Below are 22,540 nucleotides of genomic sequence, written 5' to 3' on the forward strand. Positions count from 1 at the left end.
TGGTGCCGGACAACCCGGTCATCCTTTCCCGATGAGCGATCCCGGCTGCCCGGTCGACGCCTTCTCAGCTCCCGTCGTCGGATGGATGCGCGAGAGCTCCGCCGAACCTTGCGAGGTGCCGTGCTGCGCCGGATTACGACTGGTTCAGCGTGAGCTGGCGCCCTGTGGGCGCCCCCGGACGGTTCCAGACCAGCGACTTGTACTGCACCACGAGGTAGTTGGTCAGCATCTGGATGTCCTTGGTCGTGTTCTGGACCTCGTTCCACTTCCGCTGCTGCCCGGGCCCGAAATCCCAGTATCCATCGGTCCAGCGACAGAGCGGCTTGAGCGGCCTCAGGTCCTTCACGAACATTGCTTTGGTCGGCAGCCCTTTTTTGCGGTACCGCTCCGAGATCGTGTCCATTAGAAACCCGAGGCTCACGACCCCGGCGCCATGCATCAGGCGCGACTTTTTGGGGGGCTGCCCCCACGCTTCTCCGAACACCTCTTTGACCGCGCTCCAGAACGCGAAGAGAACGCCGAGCATGGTGTCCGTATCCACCTCGCTTCCGCTCCCGTCCCGCAGGCGGTAGAGAACCCCGTCGCTCAGGCTGTTCTCCAGCATCTTGAGGACCGAGTTGTCCTTGATGGTGCCCGACGGATTCGTCACTGTGTGAATCATTCCGTGGAGAGGAGAGGCCTGGTCCTGATTCAGCCGCGTCATGAGAAAAGCAGGTAGCCTCCGGCGCTGGAGGAGCGTCGGGAGAGCAGTATCGGTACCGGGAAGCAACTCATAGATGAGCCCCTTCGGGAGCGGCTTCGTTGAGTTGACGAGGATGAACTGCTCCGTTTGCTCACGAACGTCGTCCGTCACGAACGCGCTCACGCAAATGGGAAAGGAATCGACGGTCGCGTCCCGGATGGCCGCGAGGCGCTGCTGACCGTCGACGATGAAGCCGGGTCGCTCCTCCTCAGGTGCCTCCTCATCGATCGGGATGAAGAGCGTCCCAGGGCGAGCATAGGGAGTGCATAGCCCCGCCTGCGGCTCGAAGCGCACACGAGAGTCGAACGCCAGCACCACGGCGTTTGGGATCATAGGGGACTCGCTCTCCACGTAGGCTCGGATCTCCTCGATGTGCGCCAGGACTTCCGGCCGCTGGTAGCCCTGGAGCTCGTCTCCGTCCTTCCGCCGGATGCGGGACACCGTCGCGAACTTCGGCACCAGCTTAGCGTCCACCGCGAAGGTGTAGAGGGTGCGGTCAGGCGACTGGCGCACCTCGATGGCTGGGAAACAGAGCTCGGTCGTCATGAGAATACCTCAGGGGCGGACACGCGACGTGTGCGTGGAGACTCTCGCGCGATGGTTTCGGCGACGCCACCGCCGAGCTCCCGCGCGAGTTTTCGGTAGAACACCCACGTATTATGGAAACCGCGGCGACGGTTCCGCTCCGCGCCACGGAACAGGATCACGTGATGGCCGAGCTCGCGGCAGACGTCGCAGTGGCATTGCATCCAGGGGCGATCGGTGAGCACCTCGCGATACACATCGCGATGGCTCGACGGAACGCCGCACAGCTCGTCGTACCGCTGGAGGGCGTCGAGTACGACCTCGACCTTGACCTCGCCCGCATCGAGTCGCCGCATCCCGTCGAGACAGGCACGCTCGAGCTCGCGGGCCTTGCCCTGCGGCACATTGCCCGACGAGATCCGCTTTTGGAGCTTCGGGTTCCCCTCCACCTGGGGGACACGCACAGCCACATACGTGCGGTCCATCGTGTAATAGTTGTCCTTATCGTCTTTGAATGCCTGCCGAAGCGGCGAGGTGCTGTCGAAGCTCTCGACGCCCATCTTCGCGAAAGCCTGCATTTGCTCAGTGCGTGTGACCCCGAGGAGATGAAGCCGGGTATCCTTGCGCCGTACGCCGTCGATGGCCTCGAGCCCAGCCAGGATCTCCGGCGTCTTGAGGGGAACCATCCCGCCGACTGCGACGTGGCGATATCCCATTTTCTGGAGCTGCTGGGCGGCCCGTGCGTAAGAGCGCGGGCTCCAGCCCTGCGCGACGCCGAGCGGTTGGAACGGGAGGCGATCGTTCTTCCATCGTGTGAAGAACTCCTGCGCGAGCTCAAGCGTGATTTCCTGTCGCTCGCGCAGCTCGTCCGGCACCTTGGCGCCCGGCTTGTCCCACTCAGTGCTGTACGCGAGAATCACATGATCGACGGAGATGCCGTAATCGAAGCCGCAATCAACGTAGAATCGGATCACCTCGTCGACAGTGTACGGCGGCACCTGATCCTTGACATACGTGAAGGCTCCGCAGTCACCCATCGTTGCGATGGGCATGTTGTCTTTCCGATCGATGCGGAAGAACTCGCGCGCCCCGACGCGGAGGAGGCGGTGGCGCTGCGCCAGCGTGTAGCGGCCCCCGGAGTTTTCGGAGCCGTCGACGATGCCCTTCGAGACCAGGATGCCGTCGAGCACCCGCTCCGCGAAAATCTCGTGGGCGTAGAGGTCGTCGCGCTGGCGCAGGCGCGTCGCGGACCTTCGCTCCCGCTCGAAGTCGAAGCTCGGATCGACCAGGTCCTGGCTGTCAGGCAGGAAGTACTTCACCGCGCCACCCCCACTTGATCATGGTAGGTCCGAAGCAAGAAATCTGTCAGGCCGCGGACGTGCGTGGGCACGTTCTGGACCTCATTCCACCGCAGGCCGAGGTCGCTCCAGGAGCCCGACGTCCAGCGACAGACGCGGGTGAGCGGTGCAAGCTCACGGAGCACGCGCCGCCGAGCGTCGGAAGCGTCGATGTCGATGGATCCCATCACCCGGTCCATCAAGCGGCCCATCGCACGCAATCCGGCGCTGTGCATCAGGCGGCTCTGGGTCGGCGGCTGCCCCCAGGCGTCGGGGAAGGTGTCCCGTACAGCATTCCAATAAATGAGCAGGAGCTTTCGGATGCTGGTGAAATCAGTCTGCGCGGTGGCCACGTTGCGGTAGGCGAACAGACAGCCGGAGGGGCTTGTGAGGCTCTCTTGCAGGATTTGCATGACAGACGTATCAGCGAGCACCTCGGTCTTTCGCGCCGCCTTCGTCGACGAAGCCCGGCGAATCAGGCCGAAAAAGGGAGATTTCGGATCTCGATTCAGAAGGTCGCAGAGGACTGCGGGGGCACGCCGGATGGCGAGGTTCGCCGGCAGAGTCGTGTCGATGTCCGGAAGGAGTTCAGTGATGAGTCCGCGTGGCAGCGGCTTGGTGCTGTTTACTAGAAGGAATTGCTCTCGCTGCGTGGCGATATCGTCGGCGACGAAGGCGTTGACAGCGACGGGGAAATCGTTGCGCTGGCTCCGGGAAAGGGCCATCGCACGCTGCTGGCCGTCGACGATCCACGCGGGCTTTGGATCGTCGATGCCTGGGATCGGGATCACGATGGTCCCTGCATGGGCGAGGCCGTCATCGGCCTCGGGGCCGCGCTCTCGCTGAAAGCGTACGGACGAGGAGAGGGACAGGATGATCGAGTTCGGGAACAGCATGCCGCCTTGGCGGCCGTCGAGATAGGCCTGGATGTTCCGGATGTGCTGGCGTACCTCGGGGCGTTGGTAGCCGAGCAACTCGCCTTGAGCGTCGCGTGCGATGCGCGAGATGTCCGCGATCTTCAGTATCTCTTCAGCGCGGAGGCTGAAGAGATAGAGAGGTCGCTCTGGGTCCTGCATGATGCGCAGTGCTCTGCGACGGATCACCGCACGGCGGATGATCCCCTTGTGGGCGGTCGTCTTCTTCGCGGCGCGCGCCATCAACGTTCCTTTACCTGGAGAAAAAGTTGCCTGAACCGTGACTGTTCGCATGCGCGCCCGCTGTCACGGAGGGCCCTGAGCAACTGCGTGTGCGTGGCCGCCGGATTGCTTCGAAGGTTCTGGGCGACGAAGCTGCGAACGGCCTCGTCGTCTAGTGGGGTTCGATCGTACTGCTCAGGAGGCGGCGCCGCGCGGGCTAGATCGATGAAGCGATCTCGTACCGCGGTGGCGGCGATCCCGCGTCGAGTGGCTTCCTCGAGGATGCGCCGGGCGATGCGTGCATGAAGGGAGAGTCGGCTCCCGCCGACCGTCGTCTGTAGGGACGCGACAGATGGGATCCAGTGCCGGCGCAGAGTTTCGTGGGAAGCCCCTGGATCTCCGGAGACGATGAGCAGGTCGTCCTGATCCCGCAGCGCGGACACGGCTTGCACTAAGTCGTCCGCCACCGCGCGGACGTAGCGGGGCGAGGCCACGACGAGCAGCTTCGCACCCGCAGACGCAAGCGCCAGATCCGCCAGGGTCCGGGGTGCGGTCCGGTGCGGCCCCGGCCGCCCGGCCAGCGAATGCCACCAGCGGCGCGCGATCTCATCGCTCGCGCTGCCTTCCGCGATGGAGTCGGGGTGGCCGGGCGTGAACGTCGCGCCGTACGCGCGGAGGTGCGCTTCCGCGGGCACGAGTCCGTACCCAGCGGACGCCACCCACAGGCGGGCGTCGAGTCCCGCATCGTGTGCGACGCGCGGCAGGTCGCGGACCACGGTCCAATGATCGCCGCCGTACAGATCGACCGCCGGAACTGCCCGCGAGGTGTGCTGCTCAAGTGCGCGCCACCAAGTGCCGAAGAGGTCCCCCGGACGCTTCGCGCGGACCGCGCGAATGCGCAGATCGGCCGGGATCGGAAGCCGCTTCCGATCGGTGCAACCGGCGACAATCTGGACGATGGGACGAGTCACGATCACCTTGGATTCTGCCCGAAATGGCGCGGCACGCTACACCTCTGCCGGATCCCTGCCAAGGGGACGCCGCGGCGGCTCCTGCCTGCCCACCCGCGCCTGCTCGACCTGCGCGAACGCGCTGTGGTTGTGGATACTCTCGTCGCTCTTCGCGTGCACCCTGAACCAGGCGACGCGCGGATCCTCCTGTAGCTTTAGCGCCACCTCGCGCACGACATCCTCGACGAACGCCGGGTTGTCGTAGGCCTGCATGGTCACGTGGCGCTCGTCCGGACGCTTCAGGAGGGGGTACACGGGGGCCGACGCCGATGCCTCGGCGACCTCGACGAGCTCCTCGATCCAGATGAAGTTCGACGAGTCGGACATAGGCGACGTCCCACGGACCTCAATGGTTACGTAGGTTCGCTGGTTGTGCGCGCCGTAGTCGCTGATGGCCTTGCTGCAGGGGCAGAGGGTCGTGACTGGCACTCGGACGCCGAGTACGAAGTCTTCGCTCGTGCCGCTCGTCTCGCCGGTGAGTGAGCACTCGTAGTCGATCAGGCCGCAGGCGCCGCTCACCGGGGCGCGCCGCTCCAGGAAATAGGGGAACACGACCTTCATCTGCGCGGTCTCTGCATGCAGCCGTTCGCGCAGGGCGCGCAGGATCCGCGGCAGGGTGCGCACCGTCACCTCACCGCGGTGCTCCTCGAGCACCTCGATGAAGCGGCTCATGTGGGTCCCCTTGAAGTCATGGGGCAGCCCTACGGACATTGATATTTTTGCGATGGTGTGCTGCCGCTCGCGGGCACGATCGAGCACCACGATCGGGTAAGCGAGATCGCTGACTCCAGCTTGGTTGATGGGGATGCCGCGTGCATCACGGCGACCTTGCACGTCCTCCATCTCACCCCTCTCCTCGATAAATGCAGCCGGAGGTGCACGTCTCTCGAACGACGACAGCCGAGATCCCCGGCAGCGACGGGGCGAGTTGCGCCCAGATCCACCTCGCGAGATTCTCGCTCGTCGGATTTGATAAGCCTTCGATCTCGTTGAGAAAATTATGATCGAGGACCTTGTGCACAGGCTCGAACGCGCCCTTGATGTCCGCGAAATCGAGCACCCAGCCCGTCTCCGGCCCTACGTCTCCGCGCACGTGGATCTCGCAGCGGAAGGAGTGCCCGTGCAGCCGGCTGCACTTATGACCGGGTGGCACGTTCGGCAACCGATGCGCGGCTTCGAAGGTGAACTCTTTGAAAATCTCCATTCGTCACCCTCTCAAGGGATACCGAGCATCTTGTGCGTTTGAAGACTGAGCCGCCACTGCGGATGCTCCAAGCAGTAGCGGAGGGCGAGCTCGGTGTTTCGTTGCCGCAACAGGCCATCCATCGGCTGCAGATAGAAGCGCGAGAAATCGAGGCATTCGAAGACGTGAGGCTCAGCGCCCTCCTGGGGAAATACGAGTTTCAACTCATCCCCGGAGCGAAGCAGCAGGTCAGTACCTGCCTTGGGGCTCACGCACGTCCAGTCGATCCCCCTTGGCGGGAGCTGGGTTCCATTGGTCTCGATCGCGACCTCGAACCCCTCGGCATGGAACGCCTCGACAAGTGCGTCATCGAGTTGAAGGAGCGGTTCGCCTCCTGTACAGACGATGTAACGCGGGGCGACACGCGCCGGATTACGAGGCCAGGTGTTTGCGACGGCTTGGGCGAGGTCTCGAGCGGTTTGAAACTTTCCGCCGCCCGGTCCATCCATGCCCACGAAGTCTGTATCGCAGAAGCGACAAATGGCTCGCTGGCGATCCTCCTCGCGCCCCGTCCAAAGATTGCACCCCGTGAAGCGGCAAAAGACGGCAGGCCGGCCAGCTTGGGCTCCCTCACCCTGCAGGGTATAGAAGATCTCTTTGACTGAGTAAGTCATGCGAGTGCACGCGCGTCGACGCGGTAGGGAGCTGGGTCCGCGAGTCCGCTCTCCGCGAAACCCTTCAGGCGCAAGAGGCAGGCATCGCACCGCCCACACGCCTCGCCTTGAGCAGATGGGTCGTAACAGGTGAGCGTCAGCCCATACTCAACGCCGAGTGCCAAACCACGCTGGATGATCTGCGCCTTGGTCAGGAGGATCAGCGGGGTATGGATCTTGAGATGCTGCCGACCTTCGACACCTGCCTTCGTTGCGAGGTTTGCCATCCGCTCGAATGCCTCGATGTATTCTGGACGGCAGTCTGGGTAACCGCTGTAGTCGAGGGCGTTGACGCCGAGGAAGATGTCGCTCGCGTCTAGTACTTCGGCCCATGCGAGGGCGAACGACAGGAAGATCGTGTTCCGGGCAGGGACGTAGGTTATAGGGATGCCGGTCCCGATAGCATCGAGAGAGCGCCCCTTGGGCACTGCGATGTCGCTTGTGAGCGCTGAGCCGCCGAACGTCCGAAGGTCGATCTGTGCGACAACGTGTTGAGCGACGCCCAAGCGCTGAGCAACACGGCGCGCGGCTTCGATTTCGCCCTCGTGGCGCTGGCCATAACGAAACGTGAGGGCATGAACGTGGTACCCCTCGCTCTGCGCGATGGCCAGGGTAGTCGTGGAATCAAGTCCGCCGCTCAGAAGTACAACAGCTTTCGGTTTACTCGACATAGTCCCTCCTCAGCGTTGGGCACGCCGACCACTGAACAATCTCAACTGGTTGGGAGGTGCATCGTTGATGGGCTCAATCCGGTGCGCGAATTCACGTATCGCGGCGAATTCCTCGGCTGTAAACACTACCTGATGTTCCCGATAGCGCCGACCTGCCGGGATCTTCCCGTCTTGTCTCCAACGCCAGAGAGTCTGGCGAGCCACGCCAATGTCGCGGACTACCTCGGCGGCAGAAAAATAGGTAGTTCCGTCGAGCACGAAGCTCATGCTGTTCGTGTGTTCAGGTTGCAGGGCGTAACAGCTGTCACGAACCGTCAGGTTCCGGTGCAACCTATCCCGCAGCGTCATGCGACGTCAAGGGTCCGTGGGAGCTATCGTCTTGGAACAGTGGAAAATTGCTGCATGGGTGTAATTGTTCTGAATGGCTTCTGAGGCGTCCGGGCGGGGTGGATGGGCTTATCTGGATTTGACCGTAGAAATCCGGAAAGGAAGTCGTAATGAGACTCCGGCTTCATGTGGAACCTCTCTGGGCAAGTGACAGCACCGCCCAGGGTTCGGATGGTGCCGCGACCGAGCTCTCAATAGGCATGACCCCTTGCGGCTCTCGCCGGGGTCAACCCTGCTGGCGCGGGGTGGCTGCGGGCCCTGCGGCCGCGTGTCAATCCGGGCCGAGGCGGGCATGAGATGATGCCCGGCGAGGCGGTCTCCGTCTGGGTCGCAGACGGGGGCCCGCGTTGTTCAGGATGCATCGACCTCGCCGGCGGTCGGATCGATGGGCGACGATCTCGTTCAGGTGTCGGGCAGCAGCTCCTTCGCCACTCGTGCGGCAAGCCTGCTTGCAACTTGCCGCCGGAGCAGAGACTGCGCGCGGTGACGGAGGTGGCTGCGCTCTCCGAGCGAGAGCTCAGCGAGGAGCAGGAGCTCGCCGAGGATCTCCGCCGAGAGGGGCCGCACGAGGCGTAGCTCGCCGAGTGGCGCAAGGCCGTGCTAAAGCGCCGGACGGCCGGCGAAATCAGGGCCCGGCGCCGGCCCTGGCGCGACGCGTTCGGGAGTTGGAGAGGCAGCGGTGGCGCAAGGACAAGGCGCTGGCCGAGGCACTGGCTATCCTGGTGCCCCAAGGACAAACCCCGGGCCACCTTGGGGGCGGGGACGACGACACGGACCTGGAGACCGACAGGGGACGCTCGAGCTCATCAAGGAGGCGGTGCGTGGCGGCGCCACGCTCGAGGCAGCCTGCCGCGCGCTCGGGCTCAGCGCACGCACCGTGGCCCGCTGGCGACGGGACGCCGGCGGCGAGGACGGGGCCGAGCCGGACCGCGCCACGCGCCGGTGCACAAGCTGACCGAGGCCGAGCGCTGGCGCATCATCGAGACGGCCAACAGCCCCGAGTTCCGCACCCTCTCGCCCAAGCAGATCGTCCCACGGCTGGCAAATCGCGGTGTCTACATGGCTCGGAGTCGAGCTTCTACCGCGTCCTGGGCAAGCAGGGGCAGCTCGCATACCACAACATGTTTCTATCAACCCGGCGCCCCCGGCGGCGCCGCCTTCCTTCCCGTCGTGCGCAATTGCGCCGGACTCGGGCATGTATGCTTGAAGTCACAGGCCTCGCAAGTTGCGGCATCGCCGCAAGCCTTCCAATGAGTCGGGATGATACCTGACCGGAACTCCGCCTGCGCAGATGTCTCGATTTCGCTTACCACATCGTCGATGGCCGCTACGGCCTCCGCCTGACGCGCATCGGAAACATCGATGACGCGGATCGCCCGCCTCATTCTAAAGGCCAGCGACAGCTTCGGGACCGCGGCTCCCGGCTGCCATCGATGAATCGCGTAGTAGTCTGCGGAACCCGGCTCTGGTACCACATCGGCCATCCCATGCTTGATTTCCTTAACATACTCCTCAAGTTCGCTGGCCGAGGGGGCGAATTCGTTGACGTACACGATGACCCCAGCTCCCACGCGTGGCATCCCAGGTGCACGGTTCCGAAGCCATGCATACGTTTGAACCTGCCACGCGTGGTGCTTCCAGTAATCGGATTTTGAATCGGGCCGGCGCGCCGCCTTGTAATCGACGATGAGGTCGAAGTTCTCGAGACTAGGGTCAACCACGACACTAGCAAGCTTGACGAGTTCGTTACCCTCGTGCTCTCGTGCCCGAACACTGGAGATGACGTCGACGACACCCGTCAGTTCGTAACGGTCGCCGCGTCCCGCACGGTTAGCGGCCGTCGGCATGGCACGCGTTCCCGAAATCTTCTCCTCCGCTGCTGTTACGAGGGGGAAAAGGTGCGGACCAAGATCGTTCACGGCCGCTGCGGCACGGCGATATGCAGCCATTCGCGCCTTGTCGCTCCTCGAGATCTTGCCGCCGGCCGCAAGCCGGGCCTCGACGAGATCTCCGAGTGTTCCGATGTCATGTTCGGGCCTGCCCGGCGGCGCCTGTTTTGCCCACTGTGTGATCTCGCACGGCCACGGGAACGGTAGTTCCTCTCCTTTTTGCTCCCAAATTCTGTACGCCTCTTCCATCACTCCATGTACGAACTCACCGGTCCACATTTGCACCGGTCGAGACGGGGGAAGCGAGCTGCCGTTATAATACCTGTACTGCAGTCCACAGCGCTGGTAGGACAATATGTCCCCGGTTAAGCTATAAGACGGTACCTCGAATGGGATGCCGCGCACGTTTAACCGCATAGGTGCTCCCCGTCAGATTAATGCAACGTGAGTGGCAGACATGCTTGCGTCCCACTGGCTATGATGAATAAAGTTCATCTGGCGAGTTTGGTGATTGTTGGTGTCGCCTAATGTGATGCTTGGAACAGGCTTTTTGGTGCGGATGAGCGCATTGTTGCCAACGAGGAGCAGCACATTCTGTGGACGGCTGTAGGCAACGAAATACAGACGCCGTAGATCGTCCCATGCCCGATCCACTGCGGAGCGCGCTAAGCGCAATTGCCCCACGGGGGAGAAGCCTGCGGTTCTGTCCTCCATGGTGTGTACGCTGTCGCCCTCCACTGGGAAGCGCCCCCGACGCTGAGCGTGATGGTCCTTTGTATAGTCGCTACCGACGTCCACCACCACGAGCGGGAACTCGAGTCCCTTTGCTTGATGAATTGTCATGATCGGGAAGACCTTACGAGGCACCATCGGCATGATCTCCTCGTCGAGATCCGTGTCGTCGGTCGCGATGGCCAGGAACACGTTCCAGTAAAGTTGCTCTATCGCGAGAGCGTCCGCCTTTCCTTGTCCGTGAAGGACTTTGCACCTGAACGAGTTAACCTGCCCGACCTCGGAGATCGTCCGAGCAATGGCCTCCATGTAGACCTGGCCCTCCGGTGTTTCGCTAAGCCGGGGAAACCAGGTGGCAAGGGTGAAGACCAGTTCCAGGAATGGCCACTCTTCTGGCCATTTCGGCATGGTAGAAGGCTTTCTGCGCTGCCAACCATCGACGAACTTCATGAGGCCCCCTGGCACCGGATCGGTCGCCATGAAGCTTCTTGCGTCAGCGATCCAGCGATCGAGTGTCTGGCGTGCATCCTGGGGGAAGTTTGGTATCCCGCCGAGAATCTGCTGCCCTGAGTCGATACACTCGATCGCAAGGCCGAGAAGTAGGCTCACGTCGGTCACATCACCCAGCGCATGGCCACGCGGGTTGAAGACTTCGACATGCTGTCGTGCCAGTTCGTCACGTAGTAGCCATGGAAGCCGCGGCGCCCCTTTATAGTCTCGTTCGGCTACTTTGTGTGCGAGCAGGACGGCATCGCCGAAGTCGCCATTCTCATTAGATTGAATGACGAACGATGAGTCCCTGCAAATGATTGATTTCCCTCTGCCACGAAAGATCTCGACGAGGAACCCAGCGAGGTCTCGGGCGAGTTCGTCTTTCGTTTCACGGAACATCCCCAGTACAGGAATGTTCGCGCCGGGCACCGTCGCATGAGTTGCTCCCGCCACGATGGTCTGCTTCCCTGGCGCCCGGGCAGGCTGATAAGCGGAATCCATCGTCAAGAACGCATTACACAGGTCAACGATCCGTTTCGTCGACCGATAGTTCGTAGCCAGGTCGAAGCGTGCCGGCGTACGTCTTGTTCCGAGCGCCTGCGCGATGCGCGATGCGAAGTTCGCGAAAATTTCCACCGTCGCCCCTCGGAACCTGTAGATTGACTGGTCGTCATCACCGACGACGGTCAAGGACACGTCGGGGCGGCTCCTGAGGAGCGCGAAGTAGATCTGCTCTTGGAGGTAGTTTGTATCCTGGAACTCGTCGACAAGGAGTGCTTGGAGCGACGAAGTGACTTTCGTGAGCGTTCCTTTATGCAGCCGATTGAGCAGCAACCACTCCAGACGCGCGAAGTCGGCCATGTGCTGCTTCTCAAGATGCGAAAAGTAGTCCATCACGGCCTCGACTAGCTTCGCATGCCCCGTTCCAGCTCGGGAATACGCGTCGAGGTCGATCACATCGTGCCGGACGCGATCTGCAAAGGTGCGCACGACACCCACCTTCGTGGGAAGCGCCTTTACACCCGGAAACCCCGGCGAGAGCGTCCCGAGATGATTCTCGAGGATCGTGTCCCGGAAGCGGGCGGCCTGGAAGAGCGCTTTCTGACGGATGAGCGCGCTCGTGAGTAGCGCTTCGATGGTGACGGGAGTGATAGCACCTGCGATACGCGCCTCGGTCAGGAACTCCTCAGCCAGCGAGTCGAGGGTGCCAATTCGAAGTTGATTTAGGTCGATTGCAGTGAGCGCAGCGCGCTGCGCCTGTTTCGCGCGCCGGCTTGCCTCGCTGTGGACTGCAAAGCCCCAAGAGAGTAGGCGCGACCGGAGTTCTTTCGCGGCTTTGCGGGTGAACGTTGTTACGATGATCCCTGCGGGCATCATCCCGTCGACGAAGACGTGTTTTAAGACGCGGAGCGCAAGGACTGTAGTCTTGCCCGCGCCGGGGCCTGCGACCACGAGGGCTGGCGGGTCGGGAGGGGCTGCAACGACGCGCTCTTGCTCGCGATCAAGCCACTGGGCATGGAAACGTGGCACTGAGGACCGCACTATCTCGAAGAAGTCGGCCTGGGTCAGCATTGCGAACTCCGGAGATTACAGGATCTCAAACGTGGGAACGTAAAGATCCTGAGCAGCCTGATCGGATGATCAGCGAACGACTACTTCAAACCCGAGTCTCTGCAATATGCGTGCCGTGAACTGGCCGCCGCTGAAGGCCTTCACTTCGATCTCCCGCTCGTTGGCGTGACGGTAAGCGTCGCGCAGGACCCGCTTGGCCGGCAGTTCGCGGCCGTCGAAGCGAACGAAGTAGGACCCGCCCCCCGTCGGCGCCCCGCTCGCCATGAGCTCCCGGCATGCCTTCTCCACGTGCTCGCGCCGAACCTTCCCAAATCGCTCTCCGGTCGTCGCCATGTTCACCTCGCAGGGCTTCGGTCGCCGCCAGAATAGTCGTGACAGGAGTCGGTGGACCACCGTCGCCCCTGCCACCTTACGCTCAAGAACAGTACCAGGACGTCGGCGCGTGGTGCTGCGCGGCGTCCGAGGTGCACGCTCGGTCGGTTCGCGGAGAGCTAGGTAAGCGTCTGCTCGTCCGATTGTACGGAATTCTCGAAACCTGCGCCCGTGATCCTGCCTGCAGCCGTAGGGGGGAGCTCCGCTACTGACTCCGAGCATCGCTGATTTCAATCTCGTCCAGCCGCACACCCGTGAGGGCGCCCGCAACGTCGCGCAAGAACGCGAGCAGCCTCGTGCGGGGTTCCCGTGGGAAGGGATGCCCCGGCGTGTCCAGCTGAGCCGTAGCGGCGGCAAGGTTCTCGATCACGGCAGCCAGTCGCCGTCTTGCGCCGCGCCTGGTCGCCTCCTGCTCAGCGCGCCCCAGGGTGCCGAGCGTCTCATAGAGGCCGACCCCCAGGGCATCGCCCACCGCGTCGCGAACCGTGGCCTCGCGCGCCGTTGTGCCCCGTCGTGGCGTCCGATCGTGAAGTAGCGGGATGGACGCGCGCGCGATCATCGCCCCGCTCTTCCGACAGTTGATGCACCACGTGGTGTCGCCTCGCCGTGATCGTACCGAGCCCCACCGAACCTGGACGAACGCCTCCGGTCGCAGCGCCCGCGGCGTCAAGAGCACCGTGTTGCCGCCCGCGACCGTCGCCGCATTGAGGTGCCCCCATGCGGTCGGAGGCATCTCGTCGAGCGACGGCAGCGCCGGCCGCGTCACCGGCAACCCGAGCATGAGCCGTTCGACCACCTCGTCCCACGCCCACGCGCCCGACGCACGCCACCAGGCCACGCGCAGGGGCATCCAGAGCTCTTCGCTCTGATCCGTCGTCAGATCGTAGTAGGGATCACGCCGTCGCAGCCAGGCCGCGAGCCTCCGCCCCGGCTCTGAGGTCTGAACCCCTGGAGCCGGCGTCGACGTCAGATCGAAGAGCTGCCGCCGGAGCAGGCCGAGCGCAGGCACGGGCGCGGCCCCGCTGTTGCCGCCGACGAGCGCATCGATGCCGCTCGATCCGCAACGCAGCGCCAGGAGCTCGAGCCGATGCAGCAGCGCGCCTCCGGAGATGCGCCGGAAGCCGCGCTCGATCGAGGGAACCAGGACCTCGAAGCGGAAATCCTCGTCGAGGGACCATACGGGCGCGTCGGGGGATGGCTTCCATCCGCGTTCGCACGCGGCGCGAAACGCGAAGGCCCTGGCCTCGCACAGGGAGAGCGGGCGGAACGACCTCGGTACATGAACCTCGGCGACCACGATCCTAGGGTCGGTCCACGTCTGCAGCGTGGCACCGTGCTCGTCGTCGACTTCGGGATCGCGGTCGTTGCGAACGAAGAGCACCTCGACGAGTGGCCCCCCTGCGCTGGCCCGCCAGAGTGAACGCTCGAGCGCGTGCTGAAGCGACGCGAGGAGCCCTGCCACGCTCCCGGCCGTGTCCGTCGTGATGACGACGATGCGCAGGGACCGAAGCCTTGGCGCAGCGCCATCTCGCTCGAACGCCTCGCACAGGTGGTCGATGAACGCTTGCCGTTCGTCGACCTCCGTGTCGCTGCGGCACGTCGCCTCGATCAGGGCCGTCTCCGCGGCATGCAGCAGCCCTGGGAAGTGCGCCGCGATGGCGCCCGCGGCGAGCGCCTGTTTCAGCCGCCGCTCCAGCGCCGCCGGGGCCCAGGCGTCTACACCCCAGAGGTCGATCGCGCGCGCACGGAACGCAGCCTCCTGCCGATGATCCATCCTCGGCCCATGCAGCTGCAGGAATCCTTCGAGCCCGGGCGGGATGGCCTGTGCTCCGCGACGGGACAGGCGTTCCCCGTCATGGGCGTGGTACTCGACCAAGGGTGTGAGGATTCGCCGATAACGGCGCGGTTGCGCTGCGACGAGGCGGAGGCCGAAGTCCATGTCGTTGAACGACGGCAGGCTCTCGGAGAAGCCCCCGGCTGCCCAGAAGAGCTCCCGCGTGACGACGAGGTTGCTGCCCCGCAGACCGGGGTTGGCCACCAGGAACACCCCCGCGTCAAACGTCTCCGGGGGAACCTTTTCGGGCCGCACCCCGTCGCGGTTGTGCTTCTCGAAGGCGGTCAGCGCGAGATCGAAGCCCGGTCCGTCTGCGAAGACCGCGGTGAGATAGCCGGGCTTCCAGACATCGTCGTCATCGAGGAAGCACAGGTGGTGGGTGCGCGCCACGCGGGCCCCGTGGTTGCGCGCGGCTCCAGCGCCTCGTGATTCCCCTACCGCCAGGACGGTGCAGGGGAGCCCCGCGATCTGCGCGGCCACACCGGGCACGGCGTCCGCCGCCGCGTCGACGATCACGAGGATCTCGCGTGGTCTGAGGGGCTGAGCGAGCACCGACGCGAGCGCCCTCCGCAGCAAGATGGGCCGGCGCCCAGTGGTGGGCACGATGACGGCGGCGTCGATCAGGTCGCTCAAGGAGCGCGCTCGCGCCAGAAGCCGTGGATGTCGCTCGCGATCGCCGCCCCGCCCGGCGCTCCCAGCGATGACCGGAATCGGCGCCGGGCGGCCTCGCGAGAGGCGACCTCGCGGATCTGCATTGCGACGTGGCGTGCGGCTGCCTCCAGCACCGCGCCGGAGCGCAACGCCGTCCGGAGCGCTGCGAGCACCCGCTCGGTGTAGGCGCCTTCGTCGTCGATCCGTTCGGGCAGGTCCAGCGCGGGGACCAGGCCCGGGAGGTTGATGCCAGGCGGGACGAGCTTCACGGCCTCGTAGCGGGCGAGCTGGAGCACCTGCGTGGCGTTCTGCGGGGGAAGGAACACCACGGGAACGTCAAGCCAGAGCGCCTCGAAGACCGCGTTGAGTCCGGGGGCGGTCAGGAACAGCGCGGCGTCGGCGAGCGCCTGCAGGTATGCCGGCTGCGGCAGGCTCACGGCCTTCGCGCGCGGCGGCAGGATGGGACCAAGCACGGCGCAAGCATCGTTTCCGGCGGCGATGAGGATCGGTCCGGAAGGTAGCAGTGGTTCCACCTCGTGCAGGATGCGGGCGACCCACTCGAGGAACATCGGCGCCCGGCCAGGATCGATGAAGCGCGAGCGCACCCCGCCCAGATTGATCAGGGTGCCCTGCGGCGTCTTCGAACGCGGAGGCAAGGTCCGGATCAAGGGGCCGACCACAACCGGTCGCACGGCTGGCGGCAGGGCTTCGACTCGCTCACGGACACCGGGGAACGCCTGCGCGTAGCCGCGCTGCGCAGCCGTCCACACCGCATGGTCCTTGCGTGCGCTGTACCAGTACAGGATATCCACGAAGAAGATCGGCAGCCCGCGCCGGCGGTAGACCTCGATGCTGGCCAGGTTCGAGACCACGAGCGCCGCGTCGAAGCGCTCTCCTTCGAGCGCTCTCGCCACGGCGTCGGGATCCTTCACGTCGACGGCGATGGTGCGCGCGATCGCCGGGTCGGCGCCGAGCAACTCGGCCGTGACGTCGCGCACCAGCGCGACCGCCACGGCATCGGCGTGCTCCAGGATGGCCAGGAGCGCCGAGCTCGACCCGTAGGCCATCGGGTTGGCGTCGCAGAGCAGGCGCGGTCGCTGGGTCACCGGAGCACTCCTCCTGCGAACCGTTGCATGGTTGCCGCGTCGCGCGGCACCAACCAGCCCTCGATCCAGGCGAAGTCCAGGTGCGTCTCGTCGAGCGCGTCGAGCGCCGCGCTGGCGCGCTGGAGGAGGGGACGACCCTTCGTGTTGAAGGACGTGTTCAGCACGATGGGCGGCTCACCCTGCTGCTCGAGCGCTTCGAGCAACCGCCCCAGGAACGTCTCTGGCGCGACGAGCTGCGCCCGCGCCGTCCCGTCGAGGTGCGCTGCGGCAGGGAAGCGGACGAGCGCCTCGGGGCGCATCTTGACGGCAAAGGACATGTAGGGCGAGGGGGCCGCATCCAGGAGGAACTCTCCTGCTCGCGCCGCCGCGACGGCCGGGGCCAAGGGCCGGTACCACTCCCGCGACTTAATACGGGCGTTGATCCGCTCTTTCACCTCTCGAGAGCCGGGCAACGCCAGCAGCGAGCGGTGACCGAGCGCTCGTGGTCCCAGCTCGGCGCGGCCGTGGGCGACGCCGATCACGGCGCCGCGGCGCAGCAGCGACGCGATCTCCTCGACGCCGGTCCGCACGGCGCCGCGCCGCACGAGCTCGCCCTCGCCCACGTCCATGACGAGCCATGGCCCCACGAACACGTCCGGCGGCGCTGACGGCGGCTCGACGGACCACAGCGCGCCGGTCGCGATGCCGGCATCGTTGGGCGCGGGCGGCACGTGGACCGGGCGGCCGAACATCCGGCGGACGAGCTCGTTGGCCCGCACATTGAGCGCGCACCCGCCCGTGAGCACGATCCCCTCATCCTGCTCCGTGAGATGCTCTCGGAGGATCCGGAGCACGAGCTTCTCGAACACCGCCTGACTCGTCGCCGCGAGATCACGCGCCTCGTCCTCGGCGACCGCGTCGGCCTCGAGCTCCAGGCCGAGCTGCTCGCCGAGCGAGTAGAGGGCCTGCAAGGGCTCCTGGAAGTTCAGGTAGTAGTCCTCGACCGGGCCGAGCCACGCCTCGCGGATGCGCCCCAAGACGGCATAGGCCATCAGCTTGCCAGCGAGGGAGAGGTGCCCCGCGCGCGGCTGAGGGCGCCGTCCCGTGACCTCGGGCATCGCGGTGGCGAGCAACCGGTACGGGGTGCCGAGGTTCAGCGGTACGCGGTGAAGGTGCGTGAGAGCCCGGTCGTGCGCGCGGAACAGGTTGCACGTGCCGTCGTTCCCGCCACCGTCGAAGGACATGACGAGGGCGCGCCGAAAGGGCGCGTCGTGGATCCCGTGCAGGGCATGGGCGCGGTGATGGTCGACGGTTACCCAGCGCTCGGCCGAGACCAACTCGGCGAGGATGCGGCGGAGCGAGGGCATCACCCAGCTCGTCACGGCCATGTCGAAGCGCTCGATCCCCGTCGCTCGTACGGCGACCTCGATCGCCCGCCGCCACTGCGCCCGGAAGACCTTCGTATCCCGCGCGCTCGCGAAGTACCGCTCCTCGAACAACCTCTCCAGCTCGAGTGCGAGCTCAAGCACGCCGTCGCGGGCCACGGCGAGCCCCGCGTCGTGCTGGACATGGAACGCGATGACCTTCATGACTGCCCCCCGGAGGCCATGTGCTCCAGCGTCGCGACGAGCTGGCGCGCCGTCAGCGCGAGCGTGCCGAGCGGCAGCGACTCGTCGGCGCCGTGGACATTCGAGTGCGCGTCGTTGGGTCCGAAGGCCGCATAGGGCCGCTCGCCAAAGAGCGAGCCGACGGACCCGGCAGATGTCGCTGAGGCGCGGTTCAGCGGGCGGGCTTCGAGCACCACCGAGACCGATTCCTCGCGGGAGAGCTCCCGCCAGCGGCGGCAAAGAGCATCGAGGCGCTCGTCCGATCGGAACGCCAGGATGCGCTGCCGTTCCGGGACCTCGAAGTACCCGGTCTCGTCGAGCCACACCGCCACGTCGATCGCTCGCAGGGCGGCAAGGTGCCCGGCGAGCACAGGCGAGCCCGTCTCTTCCTCTCCCTCGATCACCCAGAGCACACCGGGCCAGGATCGCACGTCACGCGCTGCCAGGAGACGCTGTGCAAGCGGCCCGAGGTTGTCCGCGATGCCACGCCCGTAGGCGCGCCCCGCGGCGACCCGGAGCTGCAGCGCGTCGCCGTGCCAGCTTTCGTGCACGGGTTCGATGTCGTAGTGGCCGTAGAGCCCGATCGTCGGGATCCCGATCGGCGCGGGACGTCGCGCGACGAGCAGCGGAGCATGCCCGGGGCGCCGCAGCTCTTCCACGGCGAAGCCGAGAGCGCGCAGCTCAGCGTGAACCTCGGTCGCCACCTCCAGGGCCGACGCGGTTCCGGAAACGGGGTGGAGGGCAACCCAGCGCCCGACGCGGTCGAGCCACTCCGCTTCGCGATGCCATGCGGCGCTCATCCGCGCCTCCCGAGCGCTGGCAGCAGCGTCTGCTCCACCCAGCGAGGCTCGTCCGGCACCACGAACCTGCAGATCCGCAGCGGTTGGTGGGAGGTCACCTGGTTGCCGAGGAGGAGGCCGAGACGGTAGCCATGCGCCGCGACGATTCGTTCGGACCCCTCGCTCCACGCTGCATCGGGATAAGCGAGGGTCGTCGGTTTCGGAAAGCCATGCCGAGCGAAGACCTGGGCCGTCTCGTCGAGCTCGGCCGTGAGTGCTGGAGCATCGAGCACCGAAAACGGCCTATGCGTCGCGCCGTGGGCTCCGATCGACCAGCCTCGCCGCACGAGGCCACGAAGCTCTTCGGCCAGTAGGTACAACCGCCGCGAGGGCTCGGCTGGCGCATCCAGCGTCTCGCCCAGCGTGGCCAGGATCGCATCCCGCTCCTCCTCGGGAGCCTGGAGGCAACGTCGCCGCTCGGGACCATCAACGAGCCGCGCCCGATCCTCGGGACGGTCGAGATCGAACGCCCAGTGGTGCCCACCCACCACGAGCGTGCCCCGGCGCCTCCGTGCGCGAGCGAGCGCCGAGTACCAGCGATCCGCGGGCAGCGCCCGAGGCGGCGTCGCGAGCGTGCACGTGGTGACGAAGACGCTCGCCGCAGCCTCCACCGCTGCGAGCACCGGCGATGCGTGCTCGACGACATCTGCATAGCCGTCGTCGAAGGTGATCCAGGCGGAAGGAACATCGAGCTCCATGCGGCCGTCGGCCCAGGCGGAGACTGCCGCCTCGCCAACGAGCGTGACGTGCTGCATGAGCTGCTCCACCTGGCGCGCGAAGCTGCTGAGCGAGACGGCCGTCCCGCGGGAAAAGTACGGCCACGCATCACCGGTGCGGTCGGCATCCGGCAGCACCCGGTGGTAGCAGAGGACCGCGAGCTGCCCCGTCATACGAACGAGGGCGGAGGAACGATCGCCTCGGCGAGGGTCAGGGCGAGCTGCGCTGCATCGCGAGGTGCCAGGGGGCCGTGCACGCGATCGCCGCGCCGGTCATCTAGCGTCTCGCCGGCGAGACGCGTTGCCCATCCTTCCGAGCTGCCAACGCAGACGATGGGTCGCCCGAGCTCCCATGCGAGCGCGAGCTCTCCCAGCGTACCGGTCCGCCCCCCGACCGCGAGCACCACGTCAGAGGATGCTATCAGCACGGCATTGCGGGCGTGGTTCATCCCCGTGCAGATCGCGACGTCCGCGGCGTCGCTCGCGTCGCCCGCGCGGTACGTGGGTAGGATGGCGATGGTATCTCCGGACTGGTAACGCGCCGACGAGCGCGCGCCCCGGAGCGCCGCGGCCATGACGCCGCCGAGCCCGCCGGTGAGCACCCGGAATCCTTGGTCGACGAGAGCCGCCCCGAGCTCGTGGGCAAGCTCGAGCTGGTCGGCCGTCGCGCGAGTGCTTCCAATCACGGCGGCAACGGGTCGTCGCATCGTCTGCTCCCAGTAGTGTAGGATAAGTCACGGCTGCAAGTCCTGGAAGGGCCTTTTCGCACCTCCTGGGTCAATATTGGCAATGTGTTCCATGTACTCAGCTCTTCGAGACCATGTACGCAAAGCAAGCCGGCGAGGGGTGGCCCAGCTGTGAATCCGACGAAGCCGAGGAGGCGCTCGCGACTGCCACAAGGTTGAAGCAGGGGTGATGGGGCGAAGTAAGCGGCACTGCCGAAGGCGACGATGGGTAATGCCTATAACCGCTTCCGTTGAGGAGTGTAACGAATGAAGGAGTGGATCTATAAAGCAACCAGGAGCAAGGTCGGTTATTACGAGACTCGTCGGCTCGCGGTGGCGAGGCACTTTCTTTGCCGTTCGGCCGTGGAGCGTAATGGCAGCCAGTCGGATCGGGTAAGAGAGGTCGGCCTCGGTGACATCATCCACTTCTACTACGCACGCGGCGACGGCAAGGTGCCAAGCTACGGTAGCTTTGTGGTAGTCCACGGAGGTGGGATGTGTGCCGTGAACCCGAACTCCTTCAGCAGCGCCGGCACTTCAGCGTAATATCAGCCATCCCACAGATGGGCGACGCGGCTGTAGCTCTGGATGCCCTCCGGTAGCCCATCGTCCTGCACGTCGACGACGAGGCACTCTGCCGTCCCCCCGTTCTCTGGGCCGCGCAGGCCGCGACCGACCATCTGCTCATACCGCAACGCGCTCGTCGTCGGTCGCGTGATGCAGACGACGTCTGCACGAGGAGCGTCGAAGCCCGTCGTCAGCACGCCGACGTTGCAGAGGAATCGCAGGCCGTCGCCGTCACGGAAGCGCTCGATGACAGCAGCGCGCTCGGCCCTCGGTGTCTGCCCGGTCACCACCGCGGCGCAGTCGTCGTCAAGGGCGCGGTTCAGGGCGACGGCGAGGACCTCCGCGTGCGCGACGGAGCACGCGAAGACGAGCGCGTGCCGGCGCTTCGGGAGCCGGCCGAGGCGCTTGAGGATCCGGGCGTTGCGGTCGTGCTCGAGCCCGAGCTGCGCGACGTAATCGCCGGGAAGGTCCCTGAACTGCTCGAAGCGGCGAAGCTGAGCGTCCGTCATCGCGCGGGTCCCCTCGACGCGGAGGCGCTCCGCGTTGACCTGAGCGAGGATCCCCCGCCGCTGGAGGGCCTGGATCGGCTTCTGGCCGAGCGAGTCAGGGCGTAGGAGCTGCTTCTGGAAGTACCGCTGGAGCGTCGCGCTCTCCTCGTCGTCCGAGCGCCACGGCGTCGCGGACAAGCCGATGACGGGGGCCGCTCCCTGCAGCGCACGCCATTCACGCTTCGCGCAAAGCCCAAGCGCTACGAGCACTTCGCGCTGCGTGTGCGTGATGAGCGAGTGAGCTTCATCCACGACGGCGCACGCGAGCCGCCGGGTCGGGAAGCTCTCAAAGAAGTCCGGCCTGTTGTCCACCCAGCTCGCGAGTTGATCGATGCCTGCGACCAGCACGGTGGGCTCGTCGCCGATCTCGATCGAATCCGGATCGCGCCCACCCCAGAGCCGCACGATGCTGAGCGGCGGCGTTCTACGGATGATCTTCCCCACGCGCTGCGGCGGCACCTGCCAGACTTGCCGGAAGCACTCCCACGCCTGCCGCTGGAGCTCGTCACTCTGCGCGATCCAGAGCACGACATTGCACCGCTGCCGCTCCTCGGCGAGGTGATCGCAGATCGCCTCCACGGCCACGCGGGTCTTGCCGGCCCCGGTGGGGAGCGACAGCAACGCCGTTTCCCCGGTGCCGCCAAGGAGCATCTTCCGGATGGCGGCGTACACCTCGATCTGGAAGTCGTGCAGCGGTGGCAACGGTTCGACCGGCACGACCTCCTCATCGTCGGGCAGGGGGTTCGATCGGCACTTCGCGAGCAGCTCGGGCAGTCCGGTGATCTCGCAGAAGCGGCGTGCCCAGGTGCTGCCCTGGTGCCAGTAGCCTGCCATCACGCGCGAGCCTGCGCCCTGCTGCGTCATGTTGCCGTGCAGCGGCGCCGCGCGCCGTCCTCCGACCTCGCGGTAGAGGGCCTCGAGCTTCTTGTATCTCGTCGTCGGCAGGTTCTGGAGGATCTTCTCCCGGAGCCACGGCCCGGTCGCGCCGTCGGACAGCAGCCGGTGGCCCAGGAGATCGACGACCTCGGCGATCGGACGCGAGGGTGCTCCGGGCGACAGGTTTCCCGATCCACGGAGCGCCGCCCGCACGGCGTCGAGCCGCTCGCCCACCCGCGCGCCCTCGTCGCTCGCGAGGAACCCGTCCCAGTCCTCGCGCGAGATGCGCGCCAGCACCTGCTCAACCTGCGCTCTCTCTTCCGCATCCATG

At 65.7% G+C, this 22,540-nt stretch carries 21 protein-coding genes; 2 read left to right on the forward strand and 19 right to left on the reverse strand.

The annotated features are described in order from the left end of the window. Positions 1-133 precede the first annotated feature (133 nt). Genes dbpB (WMF34_RS41885) through WMF34_RS41925 form a run of 9 tightly spaced genes read right to left on the reverse strand, consistent with a single transcriptional unit; the run spans position 134 to position 7,584 of the window. Positions 134-1,288: a DGQHR domain-containing protein DpdB gene (gene dbpB / locus WMF34_RS41885; RefSeq protein ID WP_437991292.1), complete on the reverse strand. Its 1,155-nt coding sequence runs from the start codon at positions 1,286-1,288 to the stop codon at positions 134-136. Next, positions 1,285-2,586: a tRNA-guanine transglycosylase DpdA gene (gene dpdA, locus WMF34_RS41890; protein ID WP_437991293.1), complete on the reverse strand. Its 1,302-nt coding sequence runs from the start codon at positions 2,584-2,586 to the stop codon at positions 1,285-1,287. Before dpdA ends, dbpB (WMF34_RS41885) begins: the two co-directional genes overlap by 4 nt. Beyond that, positions 2,583-3,761, reverse strand: a complete 1,179-nt coding sequence (dbpB, locus tag WMF34_RS41895; RefSeq protein ID WP_437991294.1) for a DGQHR domain-containing protein DpdB — start codon at positions 3,759-3,761, stop codon at positions 2,583-2,585. Before dbpB (WMF34_RS41895) ends, dpdA begins: the two co-directional genes overlap by 4 nt. Next, positions 3,761-4,717, reverse strand: coding sequence for a hypothetical protein (locus tag WMF34_RS41900; protein WP_437991295.1), 957 nt, complete (start codon positions 4,715-4,717; stop codon positions 3,761-3,763). The genes dbpB (WMF34_RS41895) and WMF34_RS41900 overlap by 1 nt, the downstream gene beginning before the upstream one ends. Before the next feature lie 30 nt (positions 4,718-4,747). Further along, the gene (gene folE2, locus WMF34_RS41905) at positions 4,748-5,593 is read right to left on the reverse strand and encodes a GTP cyclohydrolase FolE2 (RefSeq protein ID WP_437277884.1); all 846 of its coding nucleotides are present in this window, start codon (positions 5,591-5,593) and stop codon (positions 4,748-4,750) included. Position 5,594: 1 nt separating this feature from the next. Beyond that, the gene (queD, locus tag WMF34_RS41910) at positions 5,595-5,954 is read right to left on the reverse strand and encodes a 6-carboxytetrahydropterin synthase QueD (RefSeq protein ID WP_437991296.1); all 360 of its coding nucleotides are present in this window, start codon (positions 5,952-5,954) and stop codon (positions 5,595-5,597) included. A gap of 11 nt (positions 5,955-5,965) precedes the next feature. Next, complete coding sequence (gene queE, locus WMF34_RS41915; RefSeq protein ID WP_437991297.1) at positions 5,966-6,607, reverse strand: 7-carboxy-7-deazaguanine synthase; 642 nt, start codon at positions 6,605-6,607, stop codon at positions 5,966-5,968. Then, positions 6,604-7,317: a 7-cyano-7-deazaguanine synthase QueC gene (queC, locus tag WMF34_RS41920; RefSeq protein ID WP_437991298.1), complete on the reverse strand. Its 714-nt coding sequence runs from the start codon at positions 7,315-7,317 to the stop codon at positions 6,604-6,606. The genes queE and queC overlap by 4 nt, the downstream gene beginning before the upstream one ends. A gap of 9 nt (positions 7,318-7,326) precedes the next feature. After that, positions 7,327-7,584 (reverse strand): helix-turn-helix transcriptional regulator, encoded by a 258-nt coding sequence (locus WMF34_RS41925; protein WP_437763381.1) that lies wholly within the window; start codon positions 7,582-7,584, stop codon positions 7,327-7,329. Positions 7,585-8,383: 799 nt separating this feature from the next. On the opposite strand from WMF34_RS41925, the gene WMF34_RS41930 reads away from it, so the two are divergent. Beyond that, positions 8,384-8,659, forward strand: a complete 276-nt coding sequence (locus WMF34_RS41930; protein WP_437991299.1) for a helix-turn-helix domain-containing protein — start codon at positions 8,384-8,386, stop codon at positions 8,657-8,659. A 175-nt stretch (positions 8,660-8,834) separates the two neighbouring features. On the opposite strand, the gene WMF34_RS41935 is transcribed toward WMF34_RS41930, so the two are convergent. The 9 genes from WMF34_RS41935 to WMF34_RS41975 all read right to left on the reverse strand — a co-directional run bounded on the left by WMF34_RS41935 (position 8,835) and on the right by WMF34_RS41975 (position 20,200). Next, entirely contained in the window at positions 8,835-10,010 is a 1,176-nt protein-coding gene (locus WMF34_RS41935) for a PD-(D/E)XK nuclease family protein (protein ID WP_437991300.1), read from the reverse strand. A 12-nt stretch (positions 10,011-10,022) separates the two neighbouring features. Then, complete coding sequence (locus WMF34_RS41940; protein ID WP_437991301.1) at positions 10,023-12,389, reverse strand: UvrD-helicase domain-containing protein; 2,367 nt, start codon at positions 12,387-12,389, stop codon at positions 10,023-10,025. 69 nt (positions 12,390-12,458) lie between these two features. Further along, a complete protein-coding gene (locus tag WMF34_RS41945; RefSeq protein ID WP_437991302.1) occupies positions 12,459-12,722 on the reverse strand; it encodes a hypothetical protein in 264 nt (87 codons plus the stop codon). A 244-nt stretch (positions 12,723-12,966) separates the two neighbouring features. Continuing rightward, entirely contained in the window at positions 12,967-15,228 is a 2,262-nt protein-coding gene (locus tag WMF34_RS41950; protein ID WP_437991303.1) for a glycosyltransferase family 2 protein, read from the reverse strand. Further along, positions 15,225-16,259 carry a hypothetical protein gene (locus WMF34_RS41955; protein WP_437991304.1) on the reverse strand — a complete coding sequence of 345 codons (1,035 nt, stop codon included), beginning with the start codon at positions 16,257-16,259 and terminating at the stop codon, positions 15,225-15,227. The genes WMF34_RS41950 and WMF34_RS41955 overlap by 4 nt, the downstream gene beginning before the upstream one ends. Positions 16,260-16,348: 89 nt before the next feature. Next, a complete protein-coding gene (locus WMF34_RS41960; protein ID WP_437991305.1) occupies positions 16,349-17,920 on the reverse strand; it encodes a carbamoyltransferase C-terminal domain-containing protein in 1,572 nt (523 codons plus the stop codon). Continuing rightward, positions 17,917-18,738: a M20/M25/M40 family metallo-hydrolase gene (locus tag WMF34_RS41965; protein WP_437991306.1), complete on the reverse strand. Its 822-nt coding sequence runs from the start codon at positions 18,736-18,738 to the stop codon at positions 17,917-17,919. Before WMF34_RS41965 ends, WMF34_RS41960 begins: the two co-directional genes overlap by 4 nt. After that, complete coding sequence (locus WMF34_RS41970) at positions 18,735-19,667, reverse strand: polysaccharide deacetylase family protein (protein WP_437991307.1); 933 nt, start codon at positions 19,665-19,667, stop codon at positions 18,735-18,737. Before WMF34_RS41970 ends, WMF34_RS41965 begins: the two co-directional genes overlap by 4 nt. After that, on the reverse strand, positions 19,664-20,200 hold the full coding sequence (locus WMF34_RS41975) for a TIGR00725 family protein (protein ID WP_437991308.1): 537 nt from the start codon (positions 20,198-20,200) through the stop codon (positions 19,664-19,666). Before WMF34_RS41975 ends, WMF34_RS41970 begins: the two co-directional genes overlap by 4 nt. Before the next feature lie 285 nt (positions 20,201-20,485). Between WMF34_RS41975 and WMF34_RS41980 the strand changes: the two genes are divergently transcribed. After that, entirely contained in the window at positions 20,486-20,764 is a 279-nt protein-coding gene (locus WMF34_RS41980) for a hypothetical protein (protein ID WP_437991309.1), read from the forward strand. Between the two features lie 2 nt (positions 20,765-20,766). On the opposite strand, the gene WMF34_RS41985 is transcribed toward WMF34_RS41980, so the two are convergent. Further along, a complete protein-coding gene (locus tag WMF34_RS41985; protein ID WP_437991310.1) occupies positions 20,767-22,539 on the reverse strand; it encodes a DEAD/DEAH box helicase in 1,773 nt (590 codons plus the stop codon). Between the last annotated feature and the right edge of the window lies 1 nt (position 22,540).

The organism is Sorangium sp. So ce145 (genome assembly GCF_051525985.1).
Lineage (GTDB): Bacteria > Myxococcota_A > Polyangia > Polyangiales > Polyangiaceae > Sorangium > Sorangium cellulosum_B.

Excerpts from the sequence above, each read along its gene's own strand:
- WMF34_RS41935 (WP_437991300.1), bottom strand. The coding sequence starts at position 10,010 with ATGCGGTTAAACGTGCGCGGCATCCCATTCGAGGTACCGTCTTATAGC.
- WMF34_RS41970 (WP_437991307.1), bottom strand. The coding sequence starts at position 19,667 with ATGACGGGGCAGCTCGCGGTCCTCTGCTACCACCGGGTGCTGCCGGAT.
- WMF34_RS41945 (WP_437991302.1), bottom strand. The coding sequence starts at position 12,722 with ATGGCGACGACCGGAGAGCGATTTGGGAAGGTTCGGCGCGAGCACGTG.
- WMF34_RS41960 (WP_437991305.1), bottom strand. The coding sequence starts at position 17,920 with ATGAAGGTCATCGCGTTCCATGTCCAGCACGACGCGGGGCTCGCCGTG.
- WMF34_RS41980 (WP_437991309.1), top strand. The coding sequence starts at position 20,486 with ATGAAGGAGTGGATCTATAAAGCAACCAGGAGCAAGGTCGGTTATTAC.
- queC (WP_437991298.1), bottom strand. The coding sequence starts at position 7,317 with ATGTCGAGTAAACCGAAAGCTGTTGTACTTCTGAGCGGCGGACTTGAT.
- WMF34_RS41940 (WP_437991301.1), bottom strand. The coding sequence starts at position 12,389 with ATGCTGACCCAGGCCGACTTCTTCGAGATAGTGCGGTCCTCAGTGCCA.
- folE2 (WP_437277884.1), bottom strand. The coding sequence starts at position 5,593 with ATGGAGGACGTGCAAGGTCGCCGTGATGCACGCGGCATCCCCATCAAC.
- dbpB (WP_437991294.1), bottom strand. The coding sequence starts at position 3,761 with ATGGCGCGCGCCGCGAAGAAGACGACCGCCCACAAGGGGATCATCCGC.
- WMF34_RS41965 (WP_437991306.1), bottom strand. The coding sequence starts at position 18,738 with ATGAGCGCCGCATGGCATCGCGAAGCGGAGTGGCTCGACCGCGTCGGG.
- WMF34_RS41925 (WP_437763381.1), bottom strand. The coding sequence starts at position 7,584 with ATGAGCTTCGTGCTCGACGGAACTACCTATTTTTCTGCCGCCGAGGTA.
- queE (WP_437991297.1), bottom strand. The coding sequence starts at position 6,607 with ATGACTTACTCAGTCAAAGAGATCTTCTATACCCTGCAGGGTGAGGGA.
- queD (WP_437991296.1), bottom strand. The coding sequence starts at position 5,954 with ATGGAGATTTTCAAAGAGTTCACCTTCGAAGCCGCGCATCGGTTGCCG.
- WMF34_RS41985 (WP_437991310.1), bottom strand. The coding sequence starts at position 22,539 with ATGGATGCGGAAGAGAGAGCGCAGGTTGAGCAGGTGCTGGCGCGCATC.
- WMF34_RS41975 (WP_437991308.1), bottom strand. The coding sequence starts at position 20,200 with ATGCGACGACCCGTTGCCGCCGTGATTGGAAGCACTCGCGCGACGGCC.
- dbpB (WP_437991292.1), bottom strand. The coding sequence starts at position 1,288 with ATGACGACCGAGCTCTGTTTCCCAGCCATCGAGGTGCGCCAGTCGCCT.